Source organism: Sphingomonas sp. (genome assembly GCF_048595155.1).
Lineage (GTDB): Bacteria > Pseudomonadota > Alphaproteobacteria > Sphingomonadales > Sphingomonadaceae > Sphingomonas_I.
In genome coordinates this window covers 1-22,676 of record NZ_JBMDXN010000014.1, presented here as the reverse complement: position 1 = coordinate 22,676, position 22,676 = coordinate 1, and the positions used below count along the sequence as shown (strand labels likewise).

Here is a 22,676-nt window from a genome sequence, read left to right as displayed (position 1 = left end):
GCCATGATCAGCCGCACCGTCACCCTCGCCGTCGAGAAAAGATGGCTGGTCCTTATCTTCACCGCCGCCGCAGCCTTGCTCGGCCTGGCGACGCTCCCGCAGCTGCCGATCGACGCCGTGCCGGACATCACCAACAATCAGGTGCAGATCAACGTACGCGCGCCGGCGCTCTCGCCCGACCAGGTCGAAAAGCAGGTCGCCTTCACCATCGAGACCGCACTCGCCGGCATTCCCGGCCTCGATCACACCCGCTCGCTCAGCCGCAACGGCTTCGCCCAGATCACCGCCGTCTTCAGCGAACGGACGGACATCTATTTCGCGCGCGCGCAGGTCGCCGAGCGGTTGCGCGCGGCCGAGGAGAGCCTGCCCGACGGCACCGTGCCGGAGATGGGACCGATCGCGACCGGCCTTGGCGACATCTTCATGTGGACGGTCGAATATCGCGAGCTCGACCGCGTCCGCCACCGCGATGGCGAGCCCGGCCTGCAACAGGATGATAGCTATATCACCCCGGAGGGCGATCATCTCGTCAGCCCGGCGGACAAGGCCACCTATCTGCGCACCGTGCAGGACTGGATCGTCGCACCGCAGCTGAAGGGCCAGGCGGGCCTTGCCGGCATCGACAGTCTCGGCGGCTATACCAAGCAATATCTGGTGCAGCCCGATCTGCAGCGGCTCGCCGCCATGCGGCTCAGCCTGCAGGATCTCGCCACCGCGCTGGAGCGGAACAATAGCAGCATCGGCGCGGGTGTCGTCGATCGCAATGGCGAGGCGCTGACCGTGCGCGCCGATGGCCGGCTGCGCACGCTCGACGATCTCGCCCGCACCGTCATCGTGACGCGCGAAGGCGTACCGATCCTGCTTAATCAAGTGGCGACCGTCCGGACGGGCCAAGCATTGCGCACCGGTTCGGCCTCGGAAAACGGCCATGAGGTCGTCGTCGGCACCGCCGTCATGCGGATCGGCGAGAATAGCCGCACCGTCTCCGCCGGTGTGGCGACGCGCCTCAAAGACATCGGCCGAACGCTGCCGACCGATGTCATCGTCAAGCCGGTGCTCGATCGTACTCAGCTGGTCGATGACACCATTGCCACGGTTGGGCGCAACCTCGCCGAAGGCGCGCTGCTCGTCATCGTCATCCTCTTCCTGCTGCTCGGCAATGTGCGAGCCGCGCTGATCGCCGCTCTGGTCATCCCGATCACGATGCTGCTGACCGGCATCGGCATGATACGCGCCGGCATTTCCGCCAATCTGATGAGCCTCGGCGCGCTCGATTTCGGCCTGATCGTGGATGGCGCGGTCATCATCGTCGAAAATGCGCTGCGACGGCTCGCCGAGGCCCAGCATGGCCGCCCAGACGCTCTGCCCCGCACCGACCGGCTCGCCATCGTCGCTGCTGCCGCGCGGGAGATGATCCGCCCGTCCGTCTATGGCCAGGCGATCATCATCCTCGTCTACGCGCCCCTGCTGACCTTCAGCGGAGTCGAGGGCAAGATGTTCGAGCCGATGGCGCTCACCGTCATCCTCGCCTTGCTCTGCGCCTTCATCCTCTCGCTCACCTTCGTGCCCGCCGCCATTGCCTGTTTCCTCACCAGACCGGTGCGCGAGGAGGAGGGCCGCATCGTCGCCTGGCTGCGGCGCCATTATCAGCCCGGCCTCACCCGCGCGATGGCACGGCCTCGCGCAACCATCGGCGTCGCGCTCGGCGCGCTCGCGCTGGCAGCCGCTGCCTTCGCGGCCCTCGGCCAGGAATTCCTGCCCCAGCTGGATGAGGGCGATATATTGGTGCAGGCGGTGCGCATCCCCGGCACGTCGGTCGATCAAAGCCAGGCGATGCAGTTTCGCGTCGAGGGGGCGCTGCTGCGTGAGCCGGAGGTGCGGTTCGTTTTCTCGCGCACGGGCACGTCCGAAATCGCAAGCGACCCTATGCCGCCCAATGCGACGGACACATTCGTGATCCTGAAGCCGCGCAAACAATGGCCTGATCCGGGTCTGCCGAAGGCAGCATTGGTCGATCGTATCGAACAGCGGCTCGCTGGCCTGCCCGGCAATGCCTATGAGATCACGCAACCCATCCAGATGCGCTTCAACGAATTGATCGCCGGAGTGCGTGGCGACATCGCCATCAAGCTGTTCGGCGATGACTTCCGCGCCATGAATATGGCGGCGGAGCAGATCGCGACAGTGCTGCGCCAGACGAAGGGCGCCGCCGACATCCGGGTCGAGCAGACCCAGGGCCTGCCGATGCTCGACATCCGCCCCAATCGCATGGCGATGTCGCGCCTCGGCATGACCGCCGGCGACGTGCAGGATGTGGTTGCGGCCGCGATCGGAGGGCGTGACGCCGGCATGATCTTTGAAGGCGATCGGCGCTTCCCGGTAACGATCCGGCTCGCCGACGCCGCCCGCGCCGATCCGACCCAGATAGCGCAACTGCCGGTCCCGGCGGCCGGCGGCGTATTCGTGCCGCTCTCGACCGTTGCCGACATCGCGGTAGTGGAGGGGGCCAATCAGGTCAGCCGGGAAAATGGCAAGCGCCGGATCGTAGTGCAGGCCAATGTCCGCGATCGCGATGTCGCGAGCGTCGTCGCCGATGCCAAGGCCGCTATCGACGCGCAGGTTGCGTTGCCCCCGGGAACCTATCTCGCATGGGGCGGGCAGTTCGAAAATCTGGCATCGGCCCGCGCCCGGCTCGCCATAGTCCTACCCGTCTGCGGCGCGATTATCCTGCTGTTGCTTTACGGCGCGCTGGGCTCGGTGCGGGACGTGGCGATCGTCTTCACAGGTGTTCCGCTGGCGCTCATTGGGGGCGTTCTCGCCTTGTGGCTGCGCGGCATGCCCTTCTCGATCTCGGCCGCGGTCGGCTTCATCGCGCTGTCGGGGATCGCCGTCCTCAATGGACTGGTGATGATCGGCGCGATCCAGGATCTGGTGGCACGCGGCGTCGATCGCGCCACCGCCGCGCGAGACGGCGCCTTTGCCCGCCTGCGCCCGGTCGCGATGACCGCTTTGGTCGCCAGTCTCGGCTTCGTACCGATGGCGCTCGGCCACGGTGCGGGTGCGGAGGTGCAGAAGCCGCTCGCCACGGTGGTGATCGGCGGGCTGATCTCCGCCACCCTGCTGACCTTGTTCGTACTGCCGACACTCTACGCCCGCTTCGGGCGCGGATCGGTCGGCCCATCCCGAACGGACCAAGCGCATTCCCAACCGTCATAAACCTCGCTTAGACCCGTGGCATGCACTTCGATCTGATTCAGTCGCTCAGCCTCGCCGGCTCGTCTTCGACCCCCAACGACGATCGGGCCGGTTCTGCCGACAATCGCGCCTGGGTGATCGACGGCGCGACCGATCTCGGGCCGCCCGGGCTGGTCGGCGCCCGCGGCGGCGCCGCCTGGCTGGCGGCGGAGGCGCATGCCACGCTGGTCGGGGCCGACGACGCGCCGATCGGCACGCTCTGCACCGCGCTCGCTGATACGCTCGCCGCGCGCTTTGCCGCCGTCTGCACACGCGCGCCGGAAGGTCGCTGGGAATTGCCGATGGCGTCGATGCTGCTGGTGCGGCTCGAGGAAGGCGAAATGGACTGCGCCTGGCTCGGCGATTGTGCCGCCATTCTGCGCAGCGGCAAGCGCATCACCCGCCTCGGGCCGCCGGGCTACGGCAAGGATGCCGAAGCGCAACAGGCGGCCAGCCTCGCCCAGCATGGCCTTGGAAATGTGAAGCGTAGCGCGCCAATATTGGAAGAACTCCGCCGCTCGCGCAGCGGCGCCGGCAAGCGCATCCTGGGCGTCGAGCCGGCGACGATGCAAGGCATCGAGACCGCGACCCTGCCCTGTGCCGTGGGCGACGATCTGCTACTCATGACCGACGGCTTCGCCGCGCTGGTGGATGGCTATGCCCTGATGGACGAAGCCGCCTTGATGGCCGCGCTCGACACCGATGGCCTCGCCGCCCTCGCGCTCCGCCTGCGACAAACCGAGGCCGCCGACGCCGCCTGCGAACGCTTCGCCCGGTTCAAGACCTCCGATGACGCCACCGCCTTGTGGCTACGGATCGGTGGCTGAGTCACGGAACGACCGCAGCAACATGTGCCTTTGCGCCGGTCGGCAAAGCTGCGCCTGCGGTTGCGGCGGGTGACCCAGTCGTCTTCCGCCCCGACACTTTCGACAGCACCGCCTCCAGCATTGGGGTCATCACGCCCAGCCGCTTGGTCTTGATTACCAGATCCCACAGCGGTTCGAACTTCTTCCAGCCGGCGGCATAGCCGAAATGCTTGGCGCGATGCTTAAGGCTGTCATGCGCCACCGAGGCGCGCAGGATGTTGCCCCAGCCGTAAAAGTTGCGATAGGCCCGGTCGTAACCTGCCTTCAGCGCCGCCGGGCTCAGCTTGGCCGGCTGATAGACGACATGGCGCGTATCGTAGCGATCCCAGTCACGGCAGGTGATCCGCCCCTGCGCCTCCATCGCCTGATAGAGCCGCGTCCCCGGATAGGGCGTCTGGATATGGAAGGTCGCGGTGGTGACGCCGTGCCGCACCGCCCAGTCGACGGTCTGGTCGAACACGTCGGTCTCGTCATCGTCCATCCCGAACACGAACGATCCGTTGATCATGATGCCGAGGTCGCTCAGCCGCGTCGCCACTGCCGCATAATCCTTCGCCAGATTCTGCTTCTTGTTGCTGCCAAGCAGATTGGCCGGGCTGAACGTCTCGAAGCCGACGAACAGGCTGCGCAGGCCTGCCTCCGCCGCCTTCTCGATCAGGTCGCCGCGCAACACGCTGTCGACGGTCGCCGCGCCCTGGAACAGCCGCCCCATGCCGCGCATTCCCTCGAACAAAGCCTCGGCGAAACGCCGATCGCCCAGCAGATGATCGTCGAGGAAATACAGATGCCGACCCGGCAGCCGCTCGATCTCGGCCAGCGCCTCGTCCACGCGTTGCGCGTAGAAGGATCGCCCGCCCGCGAAAAAGGCATCCTTGTAGCAAAAGTCGCAATGTTGCGGGCAGCCGCGCGTCACCACGATCGAATTGGGCACCAGATAGCGGTTGCGCTTGATCAGGTCGCGCCGCACGGGGGGAATACCGTGGATCGTGCGTCCGCCGCTGGAAAGGTAGCGGGGTTGCGGACAGCCCGCGCGTAGATCCGCCAGGAAAACCGGAAAGGTCTGCTCGCCCGGTCCGATAAAGATCGTGTCCGCATGTGGCGCCGCCTCGTCCGGCAATGACGTCACGTGCAGCCCGCCGAGCGCGACATGGCAGCCCTTGGCGCGATACTGGTCCGCCAGCGCATAAGCGCGATAGGCGTTGGTGATATAGACCTGGATCACTACCAGATCGGGGCAGTCGTCGGTGCGCAGCGGCTCGACATGATCGTCGATCAGCTCGACCTCATCGTCCGGCGCCAGAAATGCCGCGAGCGTGGCCAGCCCCAGCGGCGGGAACAGCGAATATTTGATCGGCCGCCAGAACGGGCTTTTCGCCTCGGTCAGCGCCGGCAGGATCATCTTGACGTTCATGCGATCACTCCCGCCAAAACCAGCAGCGACGGCCCGGTCAGGGTCACCGCGATCGCGGCAGCGCCACGGGCATCGGTGCGGCAATATCCCTCCAACAGCCCGATCAGCTGATAATAGCGTGACGGGCGGAGTGCCTCGACGGTGATGATCCCCGTGCTCGGGTAGCGACCCGCCTCGATCAGGCAGACCAGCCCCCTGTCCTGCCGCAGCGACTGCGCGATCCGTGGGCCATCAGTACTTTGCAATGCAAAGTCAGCAGGCAAAATAGAAGCCGTCATGCCGGGCGAGCTTTCAATGTGGAGCTGCCGGTGTCGGCGGTGGCGCGCGATGCCTTCTTCAGCACGTCGCTTAGCACGTCGAGATACGCAGAGAAGCGGTCGCGTCCTAGTTCGGTCAGGTGACAGCGCGTGAATGGCCTCTTGCCCTCATAGCCCTTGTCGAGCGTCACGAAGCCGGCTTCCTCCAGCACCTGCAGATGACGGCTGAGATTGCCGTCGGTCAGCCCGCACAAGGCCTTTAGATCGGCAAAGCCAAGCCCCTCGGCATGACCGGCCAGCGAGGTCACGATGCCGAGCCGCGCGCGCTCATGAAACACGCGATCCAGCCCGTCATAGGCGAAGGGCGCCTCAGTGCGTGCCATCGGCCGCCCCCGCCCGGCGCAGGATATAGGCTGTCAGCAACTGGCCGACCCCGAACGGTATGCCCATCATCCAGGCGGTCGGCGCACCCGCATTGGCCGCCAGCGCCATCGTCACCAGCGCACACAGGAAATACCACGAAGCCGGCCAGATGATCGTCCGCGGCAGCGTGCCCACCGCCGAAAAGCCCGTCAGCGCGATCAGCATCTGCCATAGTCCCGGCAGGATCCAGATCACGTCCGGCGCCGCGCGTACGATCACGAAGGTGATCGCCGCACCGGCAGCGAGGAACGGCAGCAGCAATCGCAGCGTACTCGTCAGCATCCGGTCCGCCATGCCGGCATGCAGCCGCCGCGCACGCCCCAGTGCCTCGACCGCGATCAGGCTCGCCGCCGCGCCTGCCGTCGCGATCCAGGTCGGCACGAACGGCCAGACCGGCAGTCCATAATCCGGCCCCGCATCCTCGATCGCCGCAACGATCAGCGCCATGGCGCCGGTCGCCCCCATCGCGAGAGGCGCCAGCCCGCGAAAGCGCGTGCTCGCCGCCATTCGATCCTGGATGAAGGCCAGCTGAGATAGGGCATGATCGAGTTCGCTCATGGAAACTCCTTTGCAATACAAAGTGCCGCATGCTGAACTACCCGTCAATGGGGTATTCGGCTGAGCAACTTGGTAGCCAATTTGTCGCATTTGCCTGTCATGCTTGCGATCGGACGAAGAAAGTCCGAAATGCCCATGATCTCTGCTTAAAATTTAGGCACATACCGCCATCTGCCTAAGCGCTAGGCGTTTAACTCTTCCAGCGTCCTTGACTCGCGCCTTCCACCGAATTGGCACGCTTTTTGCGACGCAGCATCGGGGAAGAGCAGGGAGGCGGAATGAAACTCGTTATAGCCATCATCAAACCGTTTAAGCTCGACGACGTGCGCGAGGCTCTGTCCGCGCTCGGCGTTCAGGGCATGACGGTGACCGAAGTGAAAGGCTTCGGCCGTCAGAAGGGCCAGACGGAAATCTATCGCGGTGCCGAATACAGCACCAACATGGTGCCCAAGATCAAGATCGAGGTGGCGTGCAGCACCGATCTCGCGCCGCGCGTGGTCGAGGCGATCCAGCAATCCGCCAACACAGGCGCGATCGGCGACGGCAAGATCTTCGTGCTCGACGTCGGCCAGGTGGTGCGCATCCGCACCGGCGAGACCGACGAGACGGCTCTCTAAGATGCAAGGGGGACACATGAAGCTTTCGACCAAGATAATGGCCGGGCTGGGAATAGCGGGCGCCGCGGCGCTCCTGGCCCACCCCGCGCTCGCGCAGGCCGCTGCCGCGCCTGCTGCCGCCTCGCCTATTCCGGCTGCGACCGTCAACAAGGGCGACACCGCCTGGATGCTGGTCTCCTCCTTGCTGGTGCTGATGATGTCGGTACCGGGCCTCGCCTTGTTCTATGGCGGCCTTGTCCGCACCAAGAACATGCTGTCGATCCTCACCCAGGTGCTGATGATCGTCTGCATGGTCGCGGTGATCTGGGTCACCTGGGGCTATTCCGAAACCTTTACCAGCAGCGGCAGCCCCTTCGTCGGCGGCCTGTCCAAACTGTTCCTGAAGGGCGTCGACGCGAATTCGCAGGCAGCGACTTTCTCCAACGGCGTCTACATTCCTGAGCTGGTCTACGTCTGCTTCCAGATGACCTTCGCCTGCATCACGCCGGCGCTGATCATCGGCAGCTTCGCGGAGCGCGTGCGCTTCTCGCCGCTGATGCTGTTCGTAGCCCTGTGGGTGACCCTGGTCTATTTCCCGATTGCCCACATGGTGTGGTTCTGGGGCGGTCCGGATACGGTCGCCGCGGCGGCGCTGAAGGGCAAGGAAGCGCTCGACGCCGTCAACGGCGACGTGGGCTACCTGTTCGGTATGGGCGCGCTCGATTTTGCCGGCGGCACGGTCGTGCATATCAACGCCGGTATTGCGGGCTTCGTCGGCTGCCTGATCTTCGGCAAGCGGATCGGTTATCCGCGTGAACCGATGCCGCCGCACTCGCTGACCATGACCATGATCGGCGCGTCCCTCCTGTGGGTGGGCTGGTTCGGCTTCAACGCCGGCTCCAACCTGGAATCGAACGGCGTCACGGGCGTTGCCTTCATCAACACCTTCGTCGCCACCGCCGCTGCCGGCCTGTCGTGGGTGCTGGTGGAGCAGCTGGTCAAGGGCAAGCCGTCACTGCTGGGTGCGGCCTCGGGTGTGGTCGCCGGTCTCGTAGCCGTCACCCCCGCCTCCGGTTTTGCCGGCACGATGGGCTCGGTCATCCTCGGCCTGATCGTGTCGCCGATCTGCTTCTTCTTCGTCAGCACGGTGAAGAGCAAGTTCGGCTATGACGACACGCTCGACGTGTTCGGCATCCACTGCATCGGCGGGATCATCGGGGCGCTCGCCACCGGCATCCTGGTCGATCCGGCGCTCGGCGGTCAGGGCATCGCCGATTATGCCTCGCACCCCGGCACGGCGGTGTTCGGTTACACCAGTTACGGCGCGCAGCTCTTCATCCAGGCCAAGGCGGTGATCATCACCCTGCTCTGGTCGGGCATCGGCTCCGCGATCCTCTTCTTCGCGATCGACAAGACGTGGGGCATGCGGGTCACGCCGGAAGTCGAACACGAGGGTCTCGACATCGCCGAGCATGGCGAGCGGGCCTACCATTATTGACGAGATCGGGGCGGGCACGTCGCCCGTCCCACCACAGGTTCCTCCTGCGAACGCCTGGCCGACGGAGCAATCCGTCGGCCTCTTTTTTGTGATTGATGAAGCCGCCGACATAGCGGGCAAGGTTGCGGGAGTAGCTCTCGCACCTTGAGCGGGTGGCGGACAGCGCCGGTAGTGACTTTTGACCCAGACACGCGTTCGCGCGCCTGCAACGATCCGTTGCCCCGGCGGCGCGAAAATGCCGGTTAGGGATTGATCAAAATCGGTCGGATCGGGCTCAGATCATAGCCCGCCTGCGCTGCCTTCGCGATCAGCGCGTTGCCCTCGTCTCCCAGGGTCTTGCGCGCCAACGCCCACAGGAAGGTCGAACGCGTGCCCGATCGGCAAAAGGCCAGCACCGCTCCTGGCGCCGCCTGCAGCGCGTCGGCCATCGCATCCACCTGCCACTGCGCGAACCCCGAATGATCGACGGGAATCGCGACATAGGTCAGGCCGGCGTCGCGTGCCGCGGCCTCTATCTCGGCGCCGCTCGGTTGACCGGGCTGCTCGTCGTCGGGGCGATTGTTGACGATGGTGGTGAAGCCCTGCGCCTTGGCCGCGGCGATGTCGCCAGGTTCGATCTGGCCGAACACCGAGATGGACGGATCGAGCGTGCGGAACATGGGCATCTCCTGATGATGGGGCGCCCTCATAGCCGCCCCGACCGCGATGGAACAGCCGCGCTTGACTCTGGTTGAGCCAACAGGAGAATGAGAACATATAGAGAACTAATGACGTGCGAGTCGCAACCCTCCCCTGCGCGCGAGCGCTCAGCCGGCGCCTTGTCGGCCATCGCGTTGACGCATGCCGAGCAAATTGTGCCGCCGGTCCGCTTCACGCTGGGTTCCGACCGGCTGGATGCGATGCTCGGCGGCGGCCTGGCGCGGGGACGCTTGCACGAACTATGGCCTGCCGCTGCCGAGGACGGGCCGGCAGCGGCGGGCTTTGCGCTGATGCTGGCGGCGCGCGCGGCCGAAGAAAGGGCGACGATCATCTGGATCGATCAGGACCATCCGCGCCAGGGTGCGCTCTATCCGCCCGGTTTGGCCGAGCTCGGCATCGATCCGGCCCGCATCCTCTTCGTCACCACCCCGGACGAGAAAGCATTGCTGCGCAGCGCGGGCGATGTCGTGCGTTCTCCCGCGGCGGCGGTGGCGGTGATCGCACCGGCCGGGCCCGCCGCCACGTTCGACCTGACGGCGACCCGTCGCCTGACCTTATTCGCCGAGCGCTCGGGCACGACGGCCATCCTGCTGCGCGATGCCGATCCGCACGCGCCATCGGCGGCGGCTACACGCTGGCGGGTGGCTTCGGCCTTGTCCCAGGCGCTGGACGCCAATGCGCCCGGCCCGCCGGCCTTTGCGATCGATCTGGTCCGTCAGCGTGCCGGCGCGCCGGCGCCCGGCTGGCGGCTGGAGTGGGATCGTGACCGCGCCCGCTTCGCGGCGCTATCTCGCGCTGTGGCTGCCGACGATGGCGGAGGATATCTGGCGACTGGATAACCCTCTCCTCCCCGGCACAGGGAGGGGGACCGCCGCCGCAGGCGGTGGTGGAGGGGCCGCGCCACGAGCGCCTCGCCCAGCCGCATATCCCCTCCACCGCTCTACGAGCGGTCCCCCTCCCCGTGCCGGGGAGGAGACGCCCGTAGTCTTCGTCGAGAAACTCAACAATGCGATGCGGCTGACCGCACTGTCGCGGGCCGCGATCAAGCTTGGTCTAGCCCCCAATCTCACGCTCGCAGATGCACGCGCACGCGTGCCGGACCTGGTGGCGCTCGATCGCGATCACGCCGCCGAGGCGCGCCTGCTCGCACGCATTGTCGCTGGCTGCACGCGCTACACCCCGATGGCCGCCGCCGAGCCGCCCGACGGCGTCATCCTCGACATTACCGGCTGCACCCAGGGCTTTGCGGGCGAAGCCGGACTCAAGGCCGATCTCGCCGCCCGGCTCGCGCGCTTTTCCGCTAACCCACCCGCCGTTCGTGCTGAGCGAAGTCGAAGCACGCGGGCAAACGCTCGCGACCCGTCCGTCGACTTCGCTCAGGACGCACGGCTGCATGCGAGCGATAGGGGCATCACCGCCCATCTCGCCTTCGGCAACACACCCGAACAGGCGCGCGCCCTGGCCCGCTTCGGCCGCGATGGTGGCGACGTACGCGCCTTGCCGGTCGAGGCGCTGGAAGCGGAACCGGCGGTGACGCTCGCCTTGCGCCGCGCCGGGCTCAAGACGATCGACGCGCTCGCTCGCCGCCCGCGTCGTATGCTGGCGGCCCGTTTCGGCGATCTCGCCATCCGCCTCAGCCGTCTGCTCGGCGAGCAGGATCGCCACATCACACCCGAGCGGCCCTTACCCCCGATCTTCGCCCTGCGCCGCTTCGCCGAGCCGATCGCCCGCGTGGAAGACGCGCTCGCCTGCCTCGAAATGCTCGGGGCCGAGGTCGCCGTCACCCTGCGCGAGCGGCACGAGGGCGGCCGCCGCTTCATCGCGCGATTATTCCGCAGCGACGGCGCCATCCCCTTGATCGAGATCGTAACCGGCCAACCCACGCGCGATCCCGCGCTGCTCGGCCGGCTGTTGCGCGAGCGGATCGATGCACTTGCCGACCCGATCGATCCCGGTTTCGGCTTCGACCTGATCCGGCTCGATGTGCCCGCAACCGAGCCATTGGCGGCGCGTCAGGAAGATTATACCGCGACCGCGCATCAGGCGGAAAAGCTGGCTGAGTTGAGCGATCGTTTGTCCGCGCGGCTTGGCGCACGGCGCATCTATCGCGTCCGCCCCGAGAACAGCCATATCCCGGAATGCGCGGCCGCCCCGTGCGCGCCGGCATCGTCACCGGCCTGGGATTCACCCGCTGTGGAGGAACCGCCGTTCCGCCCGCTGCGGCTGTTCGATCCACCCCAGCCGATCGGCGCGGTGATGTCGGAGGTGCCGGACGGTCCACCGATGCGCTTCACCTGGCGGGGCCGCAGCTATAGCATTGCGCGCTGGGAGGGGCCCGAACGGATCGCGGCCGAATGGTGGCGGCGACGCGACCGCGGCGGGCGTCCGCGCGATTATTACCGGGTCGAGGATGCGCAGGGCCACCGTTTCTGGCTGTTCCGCCACGGCCTGCATAGCACCGACGGCGACGAACCCGGCTGGTATATCCACGGTTTGTTCGCATGAGCAAAGCTTATGTCGAGCTGGCGGCGGCCAGCAATTTCTCCTTCCTGTACGGCGCCAGCCACGGCAGCGACCTGCTCGCCCGCGCCCTGCAGCTGGGCCATGCCGGGTTCGGCATCGCCGATCGCAACACCGTCGCCGGCGTGGTGCGGGTCTGGAAAGCGCTCAACAATGCGCGCGAGGAATTCCCCCACGATGCCCAGTTGCGAGACTTCAAGCTTGTCACCGGCGCGCGCCTGATCTTCGCCGATGGCACGCCTGACATCATCGCTTATCCCGCAACCCGCTACGGCTGGGGGCGGCTGTGCCGCCTCCTGTCGACCGGCAATTTGCGGGCCGACAAGGGCGATTGCGTGCTGCGCCTGGACGATCTGCTCGCCTTCCAGGAGGATTTGCTGCTGATCATTCTGCCCGAAAGCACGCGGCGCGAGGGCGAAGGCGTGGCGCGCGCAGCGGAAAAACAAACCCTCCTCCCGCGCGATGATGCGCCGCAGGACGGATATGTTACCCTGTTCCCCGGCCAAGGCCCGGGCTCAGCCCCATCGGAAGATCCATATGACGGCGCAGACGCGTCTGCGCGCGCACCATCGGCTGATCGGCACCTTGGCCTTGGCGGGGAAACAGGGGGTGACAATGTCATCTCATTCCCTCCGCGACCTGCCCAAGACAAGCTGGCGCGCACGCTCGCCACCCTCCGCGCCACGGCACCTGACCGCATCTGGCTCGGCGCGGCGATGCGGCGTTCGGGCACCGATCACCGTCACCTCGCCAAACTCGCGCGTGTCGCCGATGCCGCCGGCGTGCCGCTGATCGCAGTCAACGACGTGCTCTACGCCGCCCCCGAAGACCGTCCGCTGCAGGATGTGCTCACCGCCATTCGGCTCGGCATTACCGTCGCCGAAGGCGGCAAAAGGTTTGAGGCCAATGGTGAGCGCCACCTGAAACCGCCCGCGGAAATGGCGCGGCTGTTCCGTAGCCATCCGCGAGCGATCGAAGAGGTCTCGCGCTTTCACGCGCGGATCGACTTCGACCTCCGCCAATTGCGCTATGAATATCCGCATGAGCCGGTGCCGCCCGGCTGGGAGCCGATCCGCTGGCTCAAGCGACTGGTGGGCAAGGCCGCCGGGAAAAAGTGGCCCGACGGGCTACCGCTCAGGGTGCAGGAGATGCTGCGTGAAGAGTTCGAGCTCATCGCCCGGCAGAATATCGCTTATTATTTCCTGACCGTGCACGATCTGGTGCGGTTCGCACGGCGCCAGAAGCCGCCGATCCTGTGTCAGGGCCGCGGCTCCGCGGCCAATTCGATGGTCTGCTATCTGCTCGGCGTAACCTCGATCGACCCCGCGGAGCATAATCTGCTCTTTTCGCGCTTCCTCTCGGACGAGCGCAACGAGCCACCCGATATCGACGTCGATTTCGAACATGAGCGGCGCGAGGAGGTGATGCAATATATCTACCGGCGCTATGGCCGCCATCGCGCCGGCATCGTCGCCACCGTCATCCATTATCGCTCGCGCTCCGCCGTGCGCGAGGTCGGCAAGGCCCTGGGTCTGACCGAGGATATCACCACGCGCTTGGTCAGCACGGTGTGGGGCAGCTTCTCCAACAAGATGGAGCAGGAGCGTTTTCACGAAACCGGCTTCAGCCTCGACAATCCGGAGATCGAACGGCTCAACCATTTCGTCACGCAATTGCTCGACAGCCCCTTTCCGCGCCATCTCTCCCAGCATGTCGGGGGCTATGTGCTGACCGAATATCGGCTGGATGAGACGGTGCCGATCCACCATGCCGCGATGGAGGATCGCACCTTCATCGAATGGGACAAGGACGATATCGACGCGCTCGGCCTGATGAAGGTCGACGTGCTCGCGCTCGGCATGCTGACCTGCCTGAGCAAGGCGTTCAACCTGATCCGGGACGATGGCGGCCCGGATTACACGCTCGCCGGCCTGCCGCCCGAGGATCCGGCGACCTACAAAATGCTCCAGCGAGGGGACAGTATCGGCGTCTTCCAGGTGGAAAGCCGCGCCCAGAGGAACATGCTGCCCCGGCTCAAGCCCAAGGAATTTTACGATCTGGTGGTGCAGGTCGCGATCGTGCGGCCCGGCCCGATCCAGGGCGACATGGTCCACCCTTATCTGCGCCGGCGCACCGGTCTGGAAGAGGCGGAATTCCCGTCCCCCGACCCTGATCACGGGCCGGCCGACGAATTACGCCAGCTGCTCGGACGCACCTATGGCGTCCCCTTGTTCCAGGAACAGGCGATGAAGCTCGCCATCACCGCCGCCCAGTTCACGCCCGCCGAAGCCAATCAATTGCGCCGCGCGATGGCGACCTTCCGGCATGTCGGCGGCATGGATAATTTCCGGGAAAAGATGGTCCAGGGGATGACCCGGCGGGGCTATCAACAGGATTTTGCCGAGCGCTGCTATCGCCAGATCGAAGGGTTTGGCAGTTACGGCTTTCCCGAAAGTCATGCGCTGAGCTTCGCTTTGCTGGTCTACGCGTCGGCCTTCATCAAGAAGCATCATCCGGCTGCTTTCTGTGCCGCTCTGCTCAATTCGCAGCCGATGGGCTTTTACGCGCCGGCGCAGATCGTCGGCTGCGCGCGCGACCATGATGTCGAGGTGCGCGCGATCGATGTGTCATACAGCGATTGGGACAATAAGCTCGAACCCGGCAAGCCCCGCTCGGCCGTGCGACTGGGCTTCCGCCAGATCGACGGGTTCAAGCAGGCCTGGGCAGAAGCGATCATGGTGGCGCGAGGGACCATCCCCGCCGGGGATCCCGCGCGCCGGGTCGAAGCTTTGGCACGCGCCGCCCGCCTCCCCTCCCGCGCCTTGCGTCTGCTCGCCGATGCGGATGGGTTCCGCTCCTTCGGCTATGATCGGCGCCAGGCCTTGTGGGAGGTGCGCCGAACGCCCGGCGATGCCCTGCCCCTGTTCGCTGCCGCCGACGCGCGCGAACTAGGCGAAGAGGAGGATGCCGAGCTTCCCGCCATGCCGCTTAGCGAGCATGTCGCGGCGGATTACCAGATGACCCGACTGTCGCTGAAGGCCCACCCCATGTCCTTCCTGCGCCCTCTCTTCGCCAGCGAAGGCGTGTTGAGCAGCCGCCAGATGCGGGAAGCCAAGGATGGCACACGCGCCACCGTGGCGGGCGTCGTGCTGGTCCGTCAGCGTCCAGGTGAGGGCAAGGCGATCTTCGTGACGCTGGAGGACGAAACCGGCGTGGCCAATATCCTGCTTTGGGCACGCGATTTCGAAAAATATCGCCGCCCGGTCATGGCATCGCGTCTGATGCAGGTACGCGGCGTGATCCAGAAAAGCACGGAAGGCGTGGTGCATCTGATGGGTGCGCATGTCGTAGACCGTACGTACGAGCTGGAGCGCCTGTCCGAAGATCATCCAACCCGCACCACCTTGAGCCGCGCCGACGTCTTCGAACACCCCCAGGCGCCGCGTCACGCCGTCCCCCGCGGCAGCCATCCGCGCAATGTTCGCGTGCTGCCCCCCAGTCGCGACTTTCACTAATCGATTTGCTACGCTAGGGGCTGTCGCGCGTCGGGGAGTGGCGCAGTCTGGTAGCGCACCTGGTTTGGGACCAGGGGGCCGCAGGTTCGAATCCTGTCTCCCCGACCAGCATCGTTCTGCAGGCCGTGCAAAACGCCTCTGGCCGAACGCCAACCTTACCCCCTCCCCGATCGAACGACTCTACCCAGGGCGGCAATGCCGGGAGAAGTGATCGCGCGCGGGTGAACGCCGTTCCAATCGGTTTGAAGACACATCAATATCTCTGCCGGCAGGCAGAGGCGTAAGGCACCCTCGATCGCAGGCTATCGCGCAGCGCACAGCGGCCCGGCCGACCGTGACCCTGCCGAAATGCGCCAGGAAAGCAGACCCGAGGAGCAAGGGAATGACCATCATCACCAATGATCTTGAGCCGTCCCCGCTCAACGATGTCCTGGGACCGCTCATCCGCTTCACGACGCCTCTGACCCAGGATGAGGGATATTGCCTGCTGCAATCCGTCGTACCCGCGAACGTTGTCGTGCCGCTGCACAGCCATGCGGATCGGGAAACGATGTACATCCTCGAAGGCCAACTAGAATGCTTCCTCGATACCAGCTGGCAAAGCTGCGGGCCCGGCGACGTGATCGATATTCCTCCCAATGTGCGGCACGCGTTTCGCAACGCGTCCGGCCGCGGCGTTAAGATGCTGCTCATCACCACCATGGAGATGGGGCGTTTCTTCGGTGAGATCGCCACTCCAGCCATCGCTGGCCAACCTTCCCCGCCCACGCCTCAGCGACTGCAGCAATTCGTCAGCGCCGCGCAGCGCTACGGCTACTGGCTGGGTAGCCCGAAGGACAATGAATCGATCGGCCTCGCACTGGCCGCATGATTGGTGATGGCTGAGCGGGACAGCAGAATGGGCTTCCGCTCTTCCCGTAGAGACCCTCAGCAATTCTGGGTAAGCTGCCGCGCCACGCGGCCAGCCTTGGCGTTGCCGGTAATGCTCTCGAGCATATGGCGGGCTGGCGCCTGAAGCGACTTTCCCGTCGCCGCCTGCGTTTCGACCAGCACCTCGAGGACCTGAAACGCATTCTTACGATGCGGGTCGAAGTGCGGCATCCAAAGCTGCAGAGCGTCATCCACCACTGCTGCATGCAAGGTCGAGACCTGGATCACCGCTTTGAGGCTGTCGCCTAAACGGTTGAGCTTGAGCCATTTGCTACTCCGCCAATCGCACGAGGATCGACGCGAACATGGCCGGATCGAACAAGCGAGCATCGATGCCGTCGATCGCGGCGTCGACGGCAAGCCCGCGGGTGTCCGCATCTCTCGAATTCAATCCGATGCACAGGAGCAAATGGCCCAGTTCACCCCAAGGTCGTCCCCGCTGAAACAAGGGTTGCAAATATCCGGAACCCAATTCCCAGCCCGGACTATTGTCGTTGACCCAAGCCGTCAGCTTCATCGCGCCATGTCGATGGAAAGCCGCCTGATTTTGCGGCCACAGGAAGGAGAGCCACTGCACCGTCCAGGCGGCGCTCACGCCATGAAACCAATCCGAGCGCTTCTCGAGCCGGCGGTTAAAGGCAACGGTCGGCAAGCGCCGCCAATCGATCGCTGCTCTCCCCGTCAAACCAGCGATCATCCGACTTACGAAGCTGCCATCGCCCCACCCCGCCCCCGCTTTAGAATGATCGCTATCAACCGTAGCGGCGATGTGAAGCAACCATAGCGGCGTCTGATCCTTGGTGTCGAAAGTCTGCGATAAAGACCAGCTATACCGGGCAGGACGGAGACCATCTGGACATCGACTGCCGACTTTCAGCAGCGCTAATTCCTCACGCCAATCCCGATGCGGATCGCGCGCCCGCGCCGCCGTGATCCAGGCCGCGTAGCGCCTTCGATCCGCACTCGTGGGCCTAGTGTCGCCGCCCAGTGTGAACTCCACGATCTCGCGTAACGGCGTTTCCAAGGCGGCTGCATGATGTCGTGCCTGGCCCTGACCGTCCGGGGCGAGCCGCAGCAAGGACAGCCGAAAATCCACGCTGTCGACGATCGACTTTGCCTTCAGCTGCCGCAGACGCTCGACCCAGACCAAGGGATCGATCCAGCCGCCTTTGTGGGTAGGCGCCGAAAGGAGGATCCGGCTTTCGCCGCGCTGGACCCGCCAGGCGATGGCACGGACATGCGCTGTCATCGGAGCGAACGCCGTTGTCGGCAGTCCATGGGTAGTTTCGATATCGGCCCTCCAGCGATGCAGGCCCTTCACCCACACGAGCATCAGGTGCCGTAGCGCGCCGGCAACGCCCGCCCCGCCTACCACGATGCTCTCCGCTTCGGGCCTGCCCCGCATGCGATGAAGCAGAGGCGCGACCTGCGCTCGGAAATCGGCCGGTCGGATGGCGCCCAAGCGCGACATGCCATCGATGATGCGCTCGACCTCATCCAGTGAATCGACCTTCTCCACCGCGTGCAGGACCGCGGCGATCAGCGCGTCCACCGTGTCGATCGGTATGATCGCATCCTCCGGCCTCAATATCGGCCCCACGACCTGACCGCCGGTGATGGGCTGATAGGAAAGCGCCTCGGCAATGTTCGGAAGCAAGCCTGTCGCTGCAGCGCTGCCGGAACCGGCCGCCGTGCCGAGCAGCTGCGCCAGACGGGCGCGCGTGCTGGCCGCAGCAAAGGCGGTCATCTCGTGCAGCGCCGACAGAGCCTCTGGTGCGATATGCGCGCTATTTGCGTCGAGGATATCCAGCGCCGCCGACTGCACGTCAGTGTGCGCATGCCGCAGAGCTTCGCCGACCGCCATGAGCGCAGCTGACCGATGTCGGTCACGCCCGCCTATGCGCTTGAGCAGCTTCAGGGCAGCAAGTGCGTTGCCTTTCCCGTCGCGTGTGAACACGATCGGCAATTCACGAAGCGCATATTCGATATCCAGCGCATCCTGCTTTTCGCTGATACCGAGCATGTCGATCGCGAACTTTACGACATGGCTGGCGGGATGGCACAGCAGCTCAACATAGCCGCGCTGATCGCGGCAAAGCTCGGCTCCGGTCGGCGCCATCCGACGATAGAAAGCGCAGAGCCCGCCGAGCTGATCCTCGCCGACATCGCAATGCAGCCCGTTCAGCGCGGACTGCATCAAACCAGCACGGTCGAGCTGGCCCTCCGCCGACAGCTTGAACAATGCCTCCGGCCAGGTTTCATAGCCTGACTCCGCAAGGCTGTTCGCCCAGCCACGGCTATGAAAAGCGATATTGCCGACCCTGAAGAGGCCCTCGATATCGGACAAAAGCGCTGGATCGGCCCACAGCTGCGCCGTGATCGTCTGGACCTCTCCTGTCGCGCTATCGCGGTGAGGATAGAGGAGGGAGGCGGCGAAGCTGCGGTAATAGCCATCCGCAACCGGCTTGGCGCAGATGCCGTCCTTCACCCATGTTCGTAGCCGCGGGAAGTCGGGGAAGTGGGCCTCATTATCGAGCTGATGGGCAATCCAGCCGTCGAGCCACGCGGGGCGGCGGTCCCGGATGATCCGGTCCCATACGGGCATATGTTCGGCCGTGATGTCGACATCGCGCTTCTTGACAGAGGAGAGTGGCCCCACCGCGAACAATGCCAGTCGGGCGTGACAATTCTCGGCCGAGTTCGAAGGATTGCGCGCACTCTGGCTCCGTAGCCACAGCAGAAGCTTGAGGCGCTTGGAGGCGCCCGGTGCGGCTTTGCCGGTGCTCAGTTGCCGATACAGAGCCTGCGCCGGCACGGAGAGCTTCGCGCGTGCCCTCTCATCAAGCGGTGCAAAAGCACGCTGCAATGCCCACGCATCCTTACGCAGCACCAGCTGCTCAAGCGCATCATAGATCATCCGGCGGCGGTCGCATCTTCGACGAGGATCGAGGCGGCCAGGATATGTTTACAAGGTCCGCGCTGGCCCTGATATTTGCTGAACCACGGGCAGCTGCAACTCTGCTGCTCTCCGGCGATGCGGGTGCGATGGATCGTGCCTGTGCCCTGCACCTCGAAGATTGCGACATCCCCGCGGCTGTCTTGCAGCCGCCGGACCATCCCACCCTCGATCAGCTTGCGCGCATCGGACAGGCGCGGCTGCATCTCTTCGACCTTGGCGAGATCGAATGGCAGCTCGCGATGGAAATAGCGGCGTCGATCCACGTCATAGCCCGCAAGGCCGCGGCTCCCGAGCACCCCAAGTGCCGCCTCCACCTCCGTGCTGTGTAGATCGAGTTCCCGCGCAAGCCGGTCGGGATCAACCTGGGATTGCCATGTCAGGCTCGCCCGCACCTTTGCGAGAACCACATCAGCCGGCGGCTTGGCCAGCGTAGCAAGCGCCTGACCCTCTCCGGAAAAGCCACGGAATACCTCAGGGCTGATCATCAGGAAGAAAGCGCCGACCGGATAGCGCACCTCCCAGCCGCTGGCGCCGCTCTCTTCATCGCACCAGACGCGGAGGCTTTGCGCACGCAGCAGCAGCGGCTCGATCACCTTGACGCGGTGCGTGCCCAGAATGGGAACTGCCCCCGGTTGCGCGCGCTGGCTCAGCCGGACCGACCGCCCGTGAGACACGGCATAGCTGGGCGTCTTGGGTGGCGCGCCTTTGGGCAGGCTGCGGACGAACCGCAACGCTTCCGCGGCGCTCGCCTCCATCATCAATCGCAGGCGCGGCTGATAGGCCTGGACCTCGCTGAAGCCTTTGATCCAGCGAAGCGGGAGTTTGACCTTCTTCTCGATGGTCTTCTCATCGCCCTTGCTGAGCATGACCTCGTCCCTGCCGACGGCGAAACGCACATCCTCCTCGTCACGCAAGCGGAGCAACGCGCTGCGCATTGGCTGGTTGAAATCGACGTTCGTCGTACCACGCCCATGGCACTCGCCATCGAATGCTTCCGCCGGCAGATCCACACGCGCATAGACGCCGCAGCAGCCGCTAAACCCCTCCAGTCGGAGCCGCTCCTCGTTGCTGGTCAGCACGGGATCCAGAATGGCCGGCCGCGGCAGGAAGAAGTGGGTCCGCACGACATCGCTCAACGTGTACAGCATCTCACCAAGTATGCGCGGGTGCCTGGCGCGGCCATCGAAGAAGTAAGGACGCTGCTGATCGGCATTACAGGTCGCGAGCGACAATTGCGGTCGCCCGGCGGGCGTCGCCACACCGGACGGAAAATCGTACCGATAGGTGTAATCCAGCGCAGCCGACACAATCATATCTCCCCCGCGCTCTTTCTGCAGCGAGAAAGACTGTCCCGCAACTGGCAGCTGGTGGACGGGGTGGGTTGTTAGATGCAGGGGAGACAAGATGAAGGGAAAGATTTTGGCGACGCTGCTGGCGGTTGCAACGACAAGCATCCTGTCAGCGGCCGCTCCGCCCTCTGCCAATACCGTAAGCAGGCCGCACGAATATTATGTGCTGATCGACCAGGAAGGTTATGCGGAGGCGGGCGGAGGCTGGGCGCGCGTGGCCGCGGGCGGCTTCGGCGCGAAGTCCCAGCGCAAAAGCTGTCAACCGGGTGCCATCGCCAGTTTCACGCCGCGCCTGGCGCAGGGCGGCCGCTATCGCATAATCTTCTGGAGCGGCGACGCCGACGAAGACCGCACCCTGCGCGCCGTGATCAAGAGCGAAAAGACGGTGCAACGCCCGGTCGTGCTTGCCGCCGGTCGTGGGCAATGGGTGGATCTGGGTATCTACGATTTCCGCCAAGGAACCATCGGCAGCCTGTCGATCCAGGGAAGCGGCCGGGGCTGCGTGCGGGCGAGCGCCGCGAAGTTCGTGCGGGCGGCCTGATCCGCTCTAGGCGCCTAGCGCGGCCACCCAATCCGATAGGGGCCGGCGCGGGTCGGGCGCGCCTCGCCTTTCCAGCTGAGCCGCACCGCGCCCGCCGCCACCAGCGCATCGACCGCGTCGTGCACCGCGGGCATGGCGGCGCGCCAATCCTCGGCGGGCGCTTGCGCGCCGGCGGCAGCGACCAACGCCCGCGCCACCTCGCTCGGGCAGAGGGTCGCGCAGGGCGCACGCTGTGCCAGCAGGCGAAGTGTCATGCTCCGCGCGTTCATGATCGTGCGTTCCCTCTCCTCATGGCGTGGAGAACGCACGGCGCGGCGCGAAGGCCGCTAGAACCGCCAGTTCAGCTGGGCGCGCACGCCATTGTCGCTGTTACGCTTGGCGAACTGGCCGGCATAGCTGATGCCCAGGGTCAGCCGCTGGCTGAGATCCGCCTCCACGCCGAGATCGCCGACAAAGGCCGTCCGGGCGAGCGGGGCGCCCGCGATCCGGAACGGCTGGCCTTGCGTGAAGCTCAGGTCCGCCGTCGGGACCCGGCCATGCAGGAGCTGACGTACCGCGCCGGAGCCGACCACGCGCATGTCGATGCCGCCCAGCGGCACGCCTGTGCGCATCCGCAGGCCGGCATTCGCGTAGCTGGTGTCGAGCCGATCGGAGCGCCCCTGGAGCGCCGCCGGCCCGCCGGTTTCGCGCAGGGCGCCACCGGACAGACGGACGATCGCGGCACCGGCAAACGGTTCGAACTGCACCTGGCCGAGCTGGGTGCGCCAGGCGACCTCGCCAAAGCCCTGCAGCGTGTGCAGATCATAATCCGCACTCAGGCTGTTCGCGAAGCTGCCGATCGCAACCGTGCGCTGCGACCGCACGTCGTGCCAGCCATAGCTGCCTCCCAACTGCACGGTGAACCGATCGAACGTCCCGCTGATATAGCTGCCCGCCTGATAATTCTTGCTCTTGAGATCGGCGCTGCCGCGCGAATGCAGTTCGCTGGTGCCATAGCCGAGCACGGCGCCGACGCGCCAATGCTCACCCACCGCGCCGTCAAAGCCGGTGAGCAGGCCCTTGTTCGACCTCTTGTAGCCGGCGGCATTGCCGTCGCTGTCGACATCGCTCCACGAGCCCACGACCTGCCCCCACACCGCCATGCCCGCGCCCGCCATGTCGGGACCGCGCGCCAGCACCGCCTGGCGCAGGAAGCGCGTATCCTCGATCAGCATGCCGCGCAGATTGGCATGTTCGTCGCCCGACAGGGCTTCGAAGGCCGCCCGCGCGCCGTCCGCCGATTGGCCGAGCACGGCATCGTACACCGGATTGCGGAAGCCC

19 protein-coding genes and 1 tRNA gene are annotated in these 22,676 nt (G+C 65.6%); 10 read left to right on the top strand and 10 right to left on the bottom strand.

The genetic code is table 11. From position 1 onward, the window contains the following. Positions 1-3 precede the first annotated feature (3 nt). Together ACOJSI_RS02970 and ACOJSI_RS02965 are read left to right on the top strand one after the other, a co-directional pair. A complete protein-coding gene (locus tag ACOJSI_RS02970; RefSeq protein ID WP_420136768.1) occupies positions 4-3,216 on the top strand; it encodes an efflux RND transporter permease subunit in 3,213 nt (1,070 codons plus the stop codon). 20 nt (positions 3,217-3,236) lie between these two features. Further along, positions 3,237-4,061, top strand: coding sequence for a protein phosphatase 2C domain-containing protein (locus ACOJSI_RS02965; RefSeq protein WP_420136767.1), 825 nt, complete (start codon positions 3,237-3,239; stop codon positions 4,059-4,061). Position 4,062: 1 nt separating this feature from the next. Here ACOJSI_RS02965 and ACOJSI_RS02960 read toward each other — a convergent pair whose 3' ends face one another. The 4 genes from ACOJSI_RS02960 to ACOJSI_RS02945 are packed head-to-tail and all read right to left on the bottom strand — an operon-like array spanning position 4,063 to position 6,749. Continuing rightward, positions 4,063-5,511 (bottom strand): B12-binding domain-containing radical SAM protein, encoded by a 1,449-nt coding sequence (locus ACOJSI_RS02960; RefSeq protein ID WP_420136766.1) that lies wholly within the window; start codon positions 5,509-5,511, stop codon positions 4,063-4,065. Further along, positions 5,508-5,789 (bottom strand): hypothetical protein, encoded by a 282-nt coding sequence (locus ACOJSI_RS02955; protein WP_420136765.1) that lies wholly within the window; start codon positions 5,787-5,789, stop codon positions 5,508-5,510. The genes ACOJSI_RS02960 and ACOJSI_RS02955 overlap by 4 nt, the downstream gene beginning before the upstream one ends. After that, entirely contained in the window at positions 5,786-6,151 is a 366-nt protein-coding gene (locus tag ACOJSI_RS02950; protein WP_420136764.1) for a transcriptional regulator, read from the bottom strand. The genes ACOJSI_RS02955 and ACOJSI_RS02950 overlap by 4 nt, the downstream gene beginning before the upstream one ends. Then, positions 6,138-6,749 carry a hypothetical protein gene (locus ACOJSI_RS02945; RefSeq protein WP_420136763.1) on the bottom strand — a complete coding sequence of 204 codons (612 nt, stop codon included), beginning with the start codon at positions 6,747-6,749 and terminating at the stop codon, positions 6,138-6,140. The genes ACOJSI_RS02950 and ACOJSI_RS02945 overlap by 14 nt, the downstream gene beginning before the upstream one ends. Before the next feature lie 278 nt (positions 6,750-7,027). On the opposite strand from ACOJSI_RS02945, the gene ACOJSI_RS02940 reads away from it, so the two are divergent. Next, positions 7,028-7,366 carry a P-II family nitrogen regulator gene (locus tag ACOJSI_RS02940; RefSeq protein WP_420136762.1) on the top strand — a complete coding sequence of 113 codons (339 nt, stop codon included), beginning with the start codon at positions 7,028-7,030 and terminating at the stop codon, positions 7,364-7,366. A gap of 16 nt (positions 7,367-7,382) precedes the next feature. After that, complete coding sequence (locus ACOJSI_RS02935) at positions 7,383-8,843, top strand: ammonium transporter (RefSeq protein ID WP_420136761.1); 1,461 nt, start codon at positions 7,383-7,385, stop codon at positions 8,841-8,843. Between the two features lie 242 nt (positions 8,844-9,085). Here ACOJSI_RS02935 and ACOJSI_RS02930 read toward each other — a convergent pair whose 3' ends face one another. Then, on the bottom strand, positions 9,086-9,502 hold the full coding sequence (locus ACOJSI_RS02930; RefSeq protein ID WP_420136760.1) for a TIGR01244 family sulfur transferase: 417 nt from the start codon (positions 9,500-9,502) through the stop codon (positions 9,086-9,088). Between the two features lie 108 nt (positions 9,503-9,610). Here ACOJSI_RS02930 and ACOJSI_RS02925 point away from each other — a divergent pair, with 108 nt between their 5' ends. The 5 genes from ACOJSI_RS02925 (at position 9,611) to ACOJSI_RS02905 (ending at position 16,448) form a co-directional block, all read left to right on the top strand. After that, positions 9,611-10,381, top strand: coding sequence for an ImuA family protein (locus tag ACOJSI_RS02925; RefSeq protein ID WP_420136759.1), 771 nt, complete (start codon positions 9,611-9,613; stop codon positions 10,379-10,381). Continuing rightward, positions 10,353-12,047 (top strand): Y-family DNA polymerase, encoded by a 1,695-nt coding sequence (locus tag ACOJSI_RS02920; RefSeq protein ID WP_420136817.1) that lies wholly within the window; start codon positions 10,353-10,355, stop codon positions 12,045-12,047. Before ACOJSI_RS02925 ends, ACOJSI_RS02920 begins: the two co-directional genes overlap by 29 nt. Beyond that, entirely contained in the window at positions 12,044-15,577 is a 3,534-nt protein-coding gene (locus tag ACOJSI_RS02915; protein WP_420136758.1) for an error-prone DNA polymerase, read from the top strand. The genes ACOJSI_RS02920 and ACOJSI_RS02915 overlap by 4 nt, the downstream gene beginning before the upstream one ends. 31 nt (positions 15,578-15,608) lie before the next feature. Then, positions 15,609-15,685 (top strand) — tRNA-Pro (locus tag ACOJSI_RS02910). Between the two features lie 226 nt (positions 15,686-15,911). After that, positions 15,912-16,448, top strand: coding sequence for a cupin domain-containing protein (locus ACOJSI_RS02905; protein WP_420136757.1), 537 nt, complete (start codon positions 15,912-15,914; stop codon positions 16,446-16,448). 56 nt (positions 16,449-16,504) lie between these two features. On the opposite strand, the gene ACOJSI_RS02900 is transcribed toward ACOJSI_RS02905, so the two are convergent. The 3 genes from ACOJSI_RS02900 to ACOJSI_RS02890 are packed head-to-tail and all read right to left on the bottom strand — an operon-like array spanning position 16,505 to position 20,779. Next, entirely contained in the window at positions 16,505-16,735 is a 231-nt protein-coding gene (locus ACOJSI_RS02900; protein ID WP_420136756.1) for a hypothetical protein, read from the bottom strand. Positions 16,736-16,778: 43 nt separating this feature from the next. Beyond that, the gene (locus ACOJSI_RS02895) at positions 16,779-19,424 is read right to left on the bottom strand and encodes a DUF6493 family protein (protein ID WP_420136755.1); all 2,646 of its coding nucleotides are present in this window, start codon (positions 19,422-19,424) and stop codon (positions 16,779-16,781) included. Next, positions 19,421-20,779: an SWIM zinc finger family protein gene (locus ACOJSI_RS02890; RefSeq protein ID WP_420136754.1), complete on the bottom strand. Its 1,359-nt coding sequence runs from the start codon at positions 20,777-20,779 to the stop codon at positions 19,421-19,423. Before ACOJSI_RS02890 ends, ACOJSI_RS02895 begins: the two co-directional genes overlap by 4 nt. Positions 20,780-20,870: 91 nt before the next feature. On the opposite strand from ACOJSI_RS02890, the gene ACOJSI_RS02885 reads away from it, so the two are divergent. Further along, complete coding sequence (locus ACOJSI_RS02885) at positions 20,871-21,356, top strand: hypothetical protein (protein WP_420136753.1); 486 nt, start codon at positions 20,871-20,873, stop codon at positions 21,354-21,356. A 14-nt stretch (positions 21,357-21,370) separates the two neighbouring features. Here ACOJSI_RS02885 and ACOJSI_RS02880 read toward each other — a convergent pair whose 3' ends face one another. Both ACOJSI_RS02880 and ACOJSI_RS02875 read right to left on the bottom strand, forming a co-directional pair. Further along, entirely contained in the window at positions 21,371-21,610 is a 240-nt protein-coding gene (locus ACOJSI_RS02880; protein ID WP_420136752.1) for a DUF3253 domain-containing protein, read from the bottom strand. A gap of 72 nt (positions 21,611-21,682) precedes the next feature. Further along, positions 21,683-22,676 (bottom strand): autotransporter outer membrane beta-barrel domain-containing protein (locus ACOJSI_RS02875; RefSeq protein WP_420136751.1); only part of this gene is annotated, 994 nt, incomplete at its 5' end.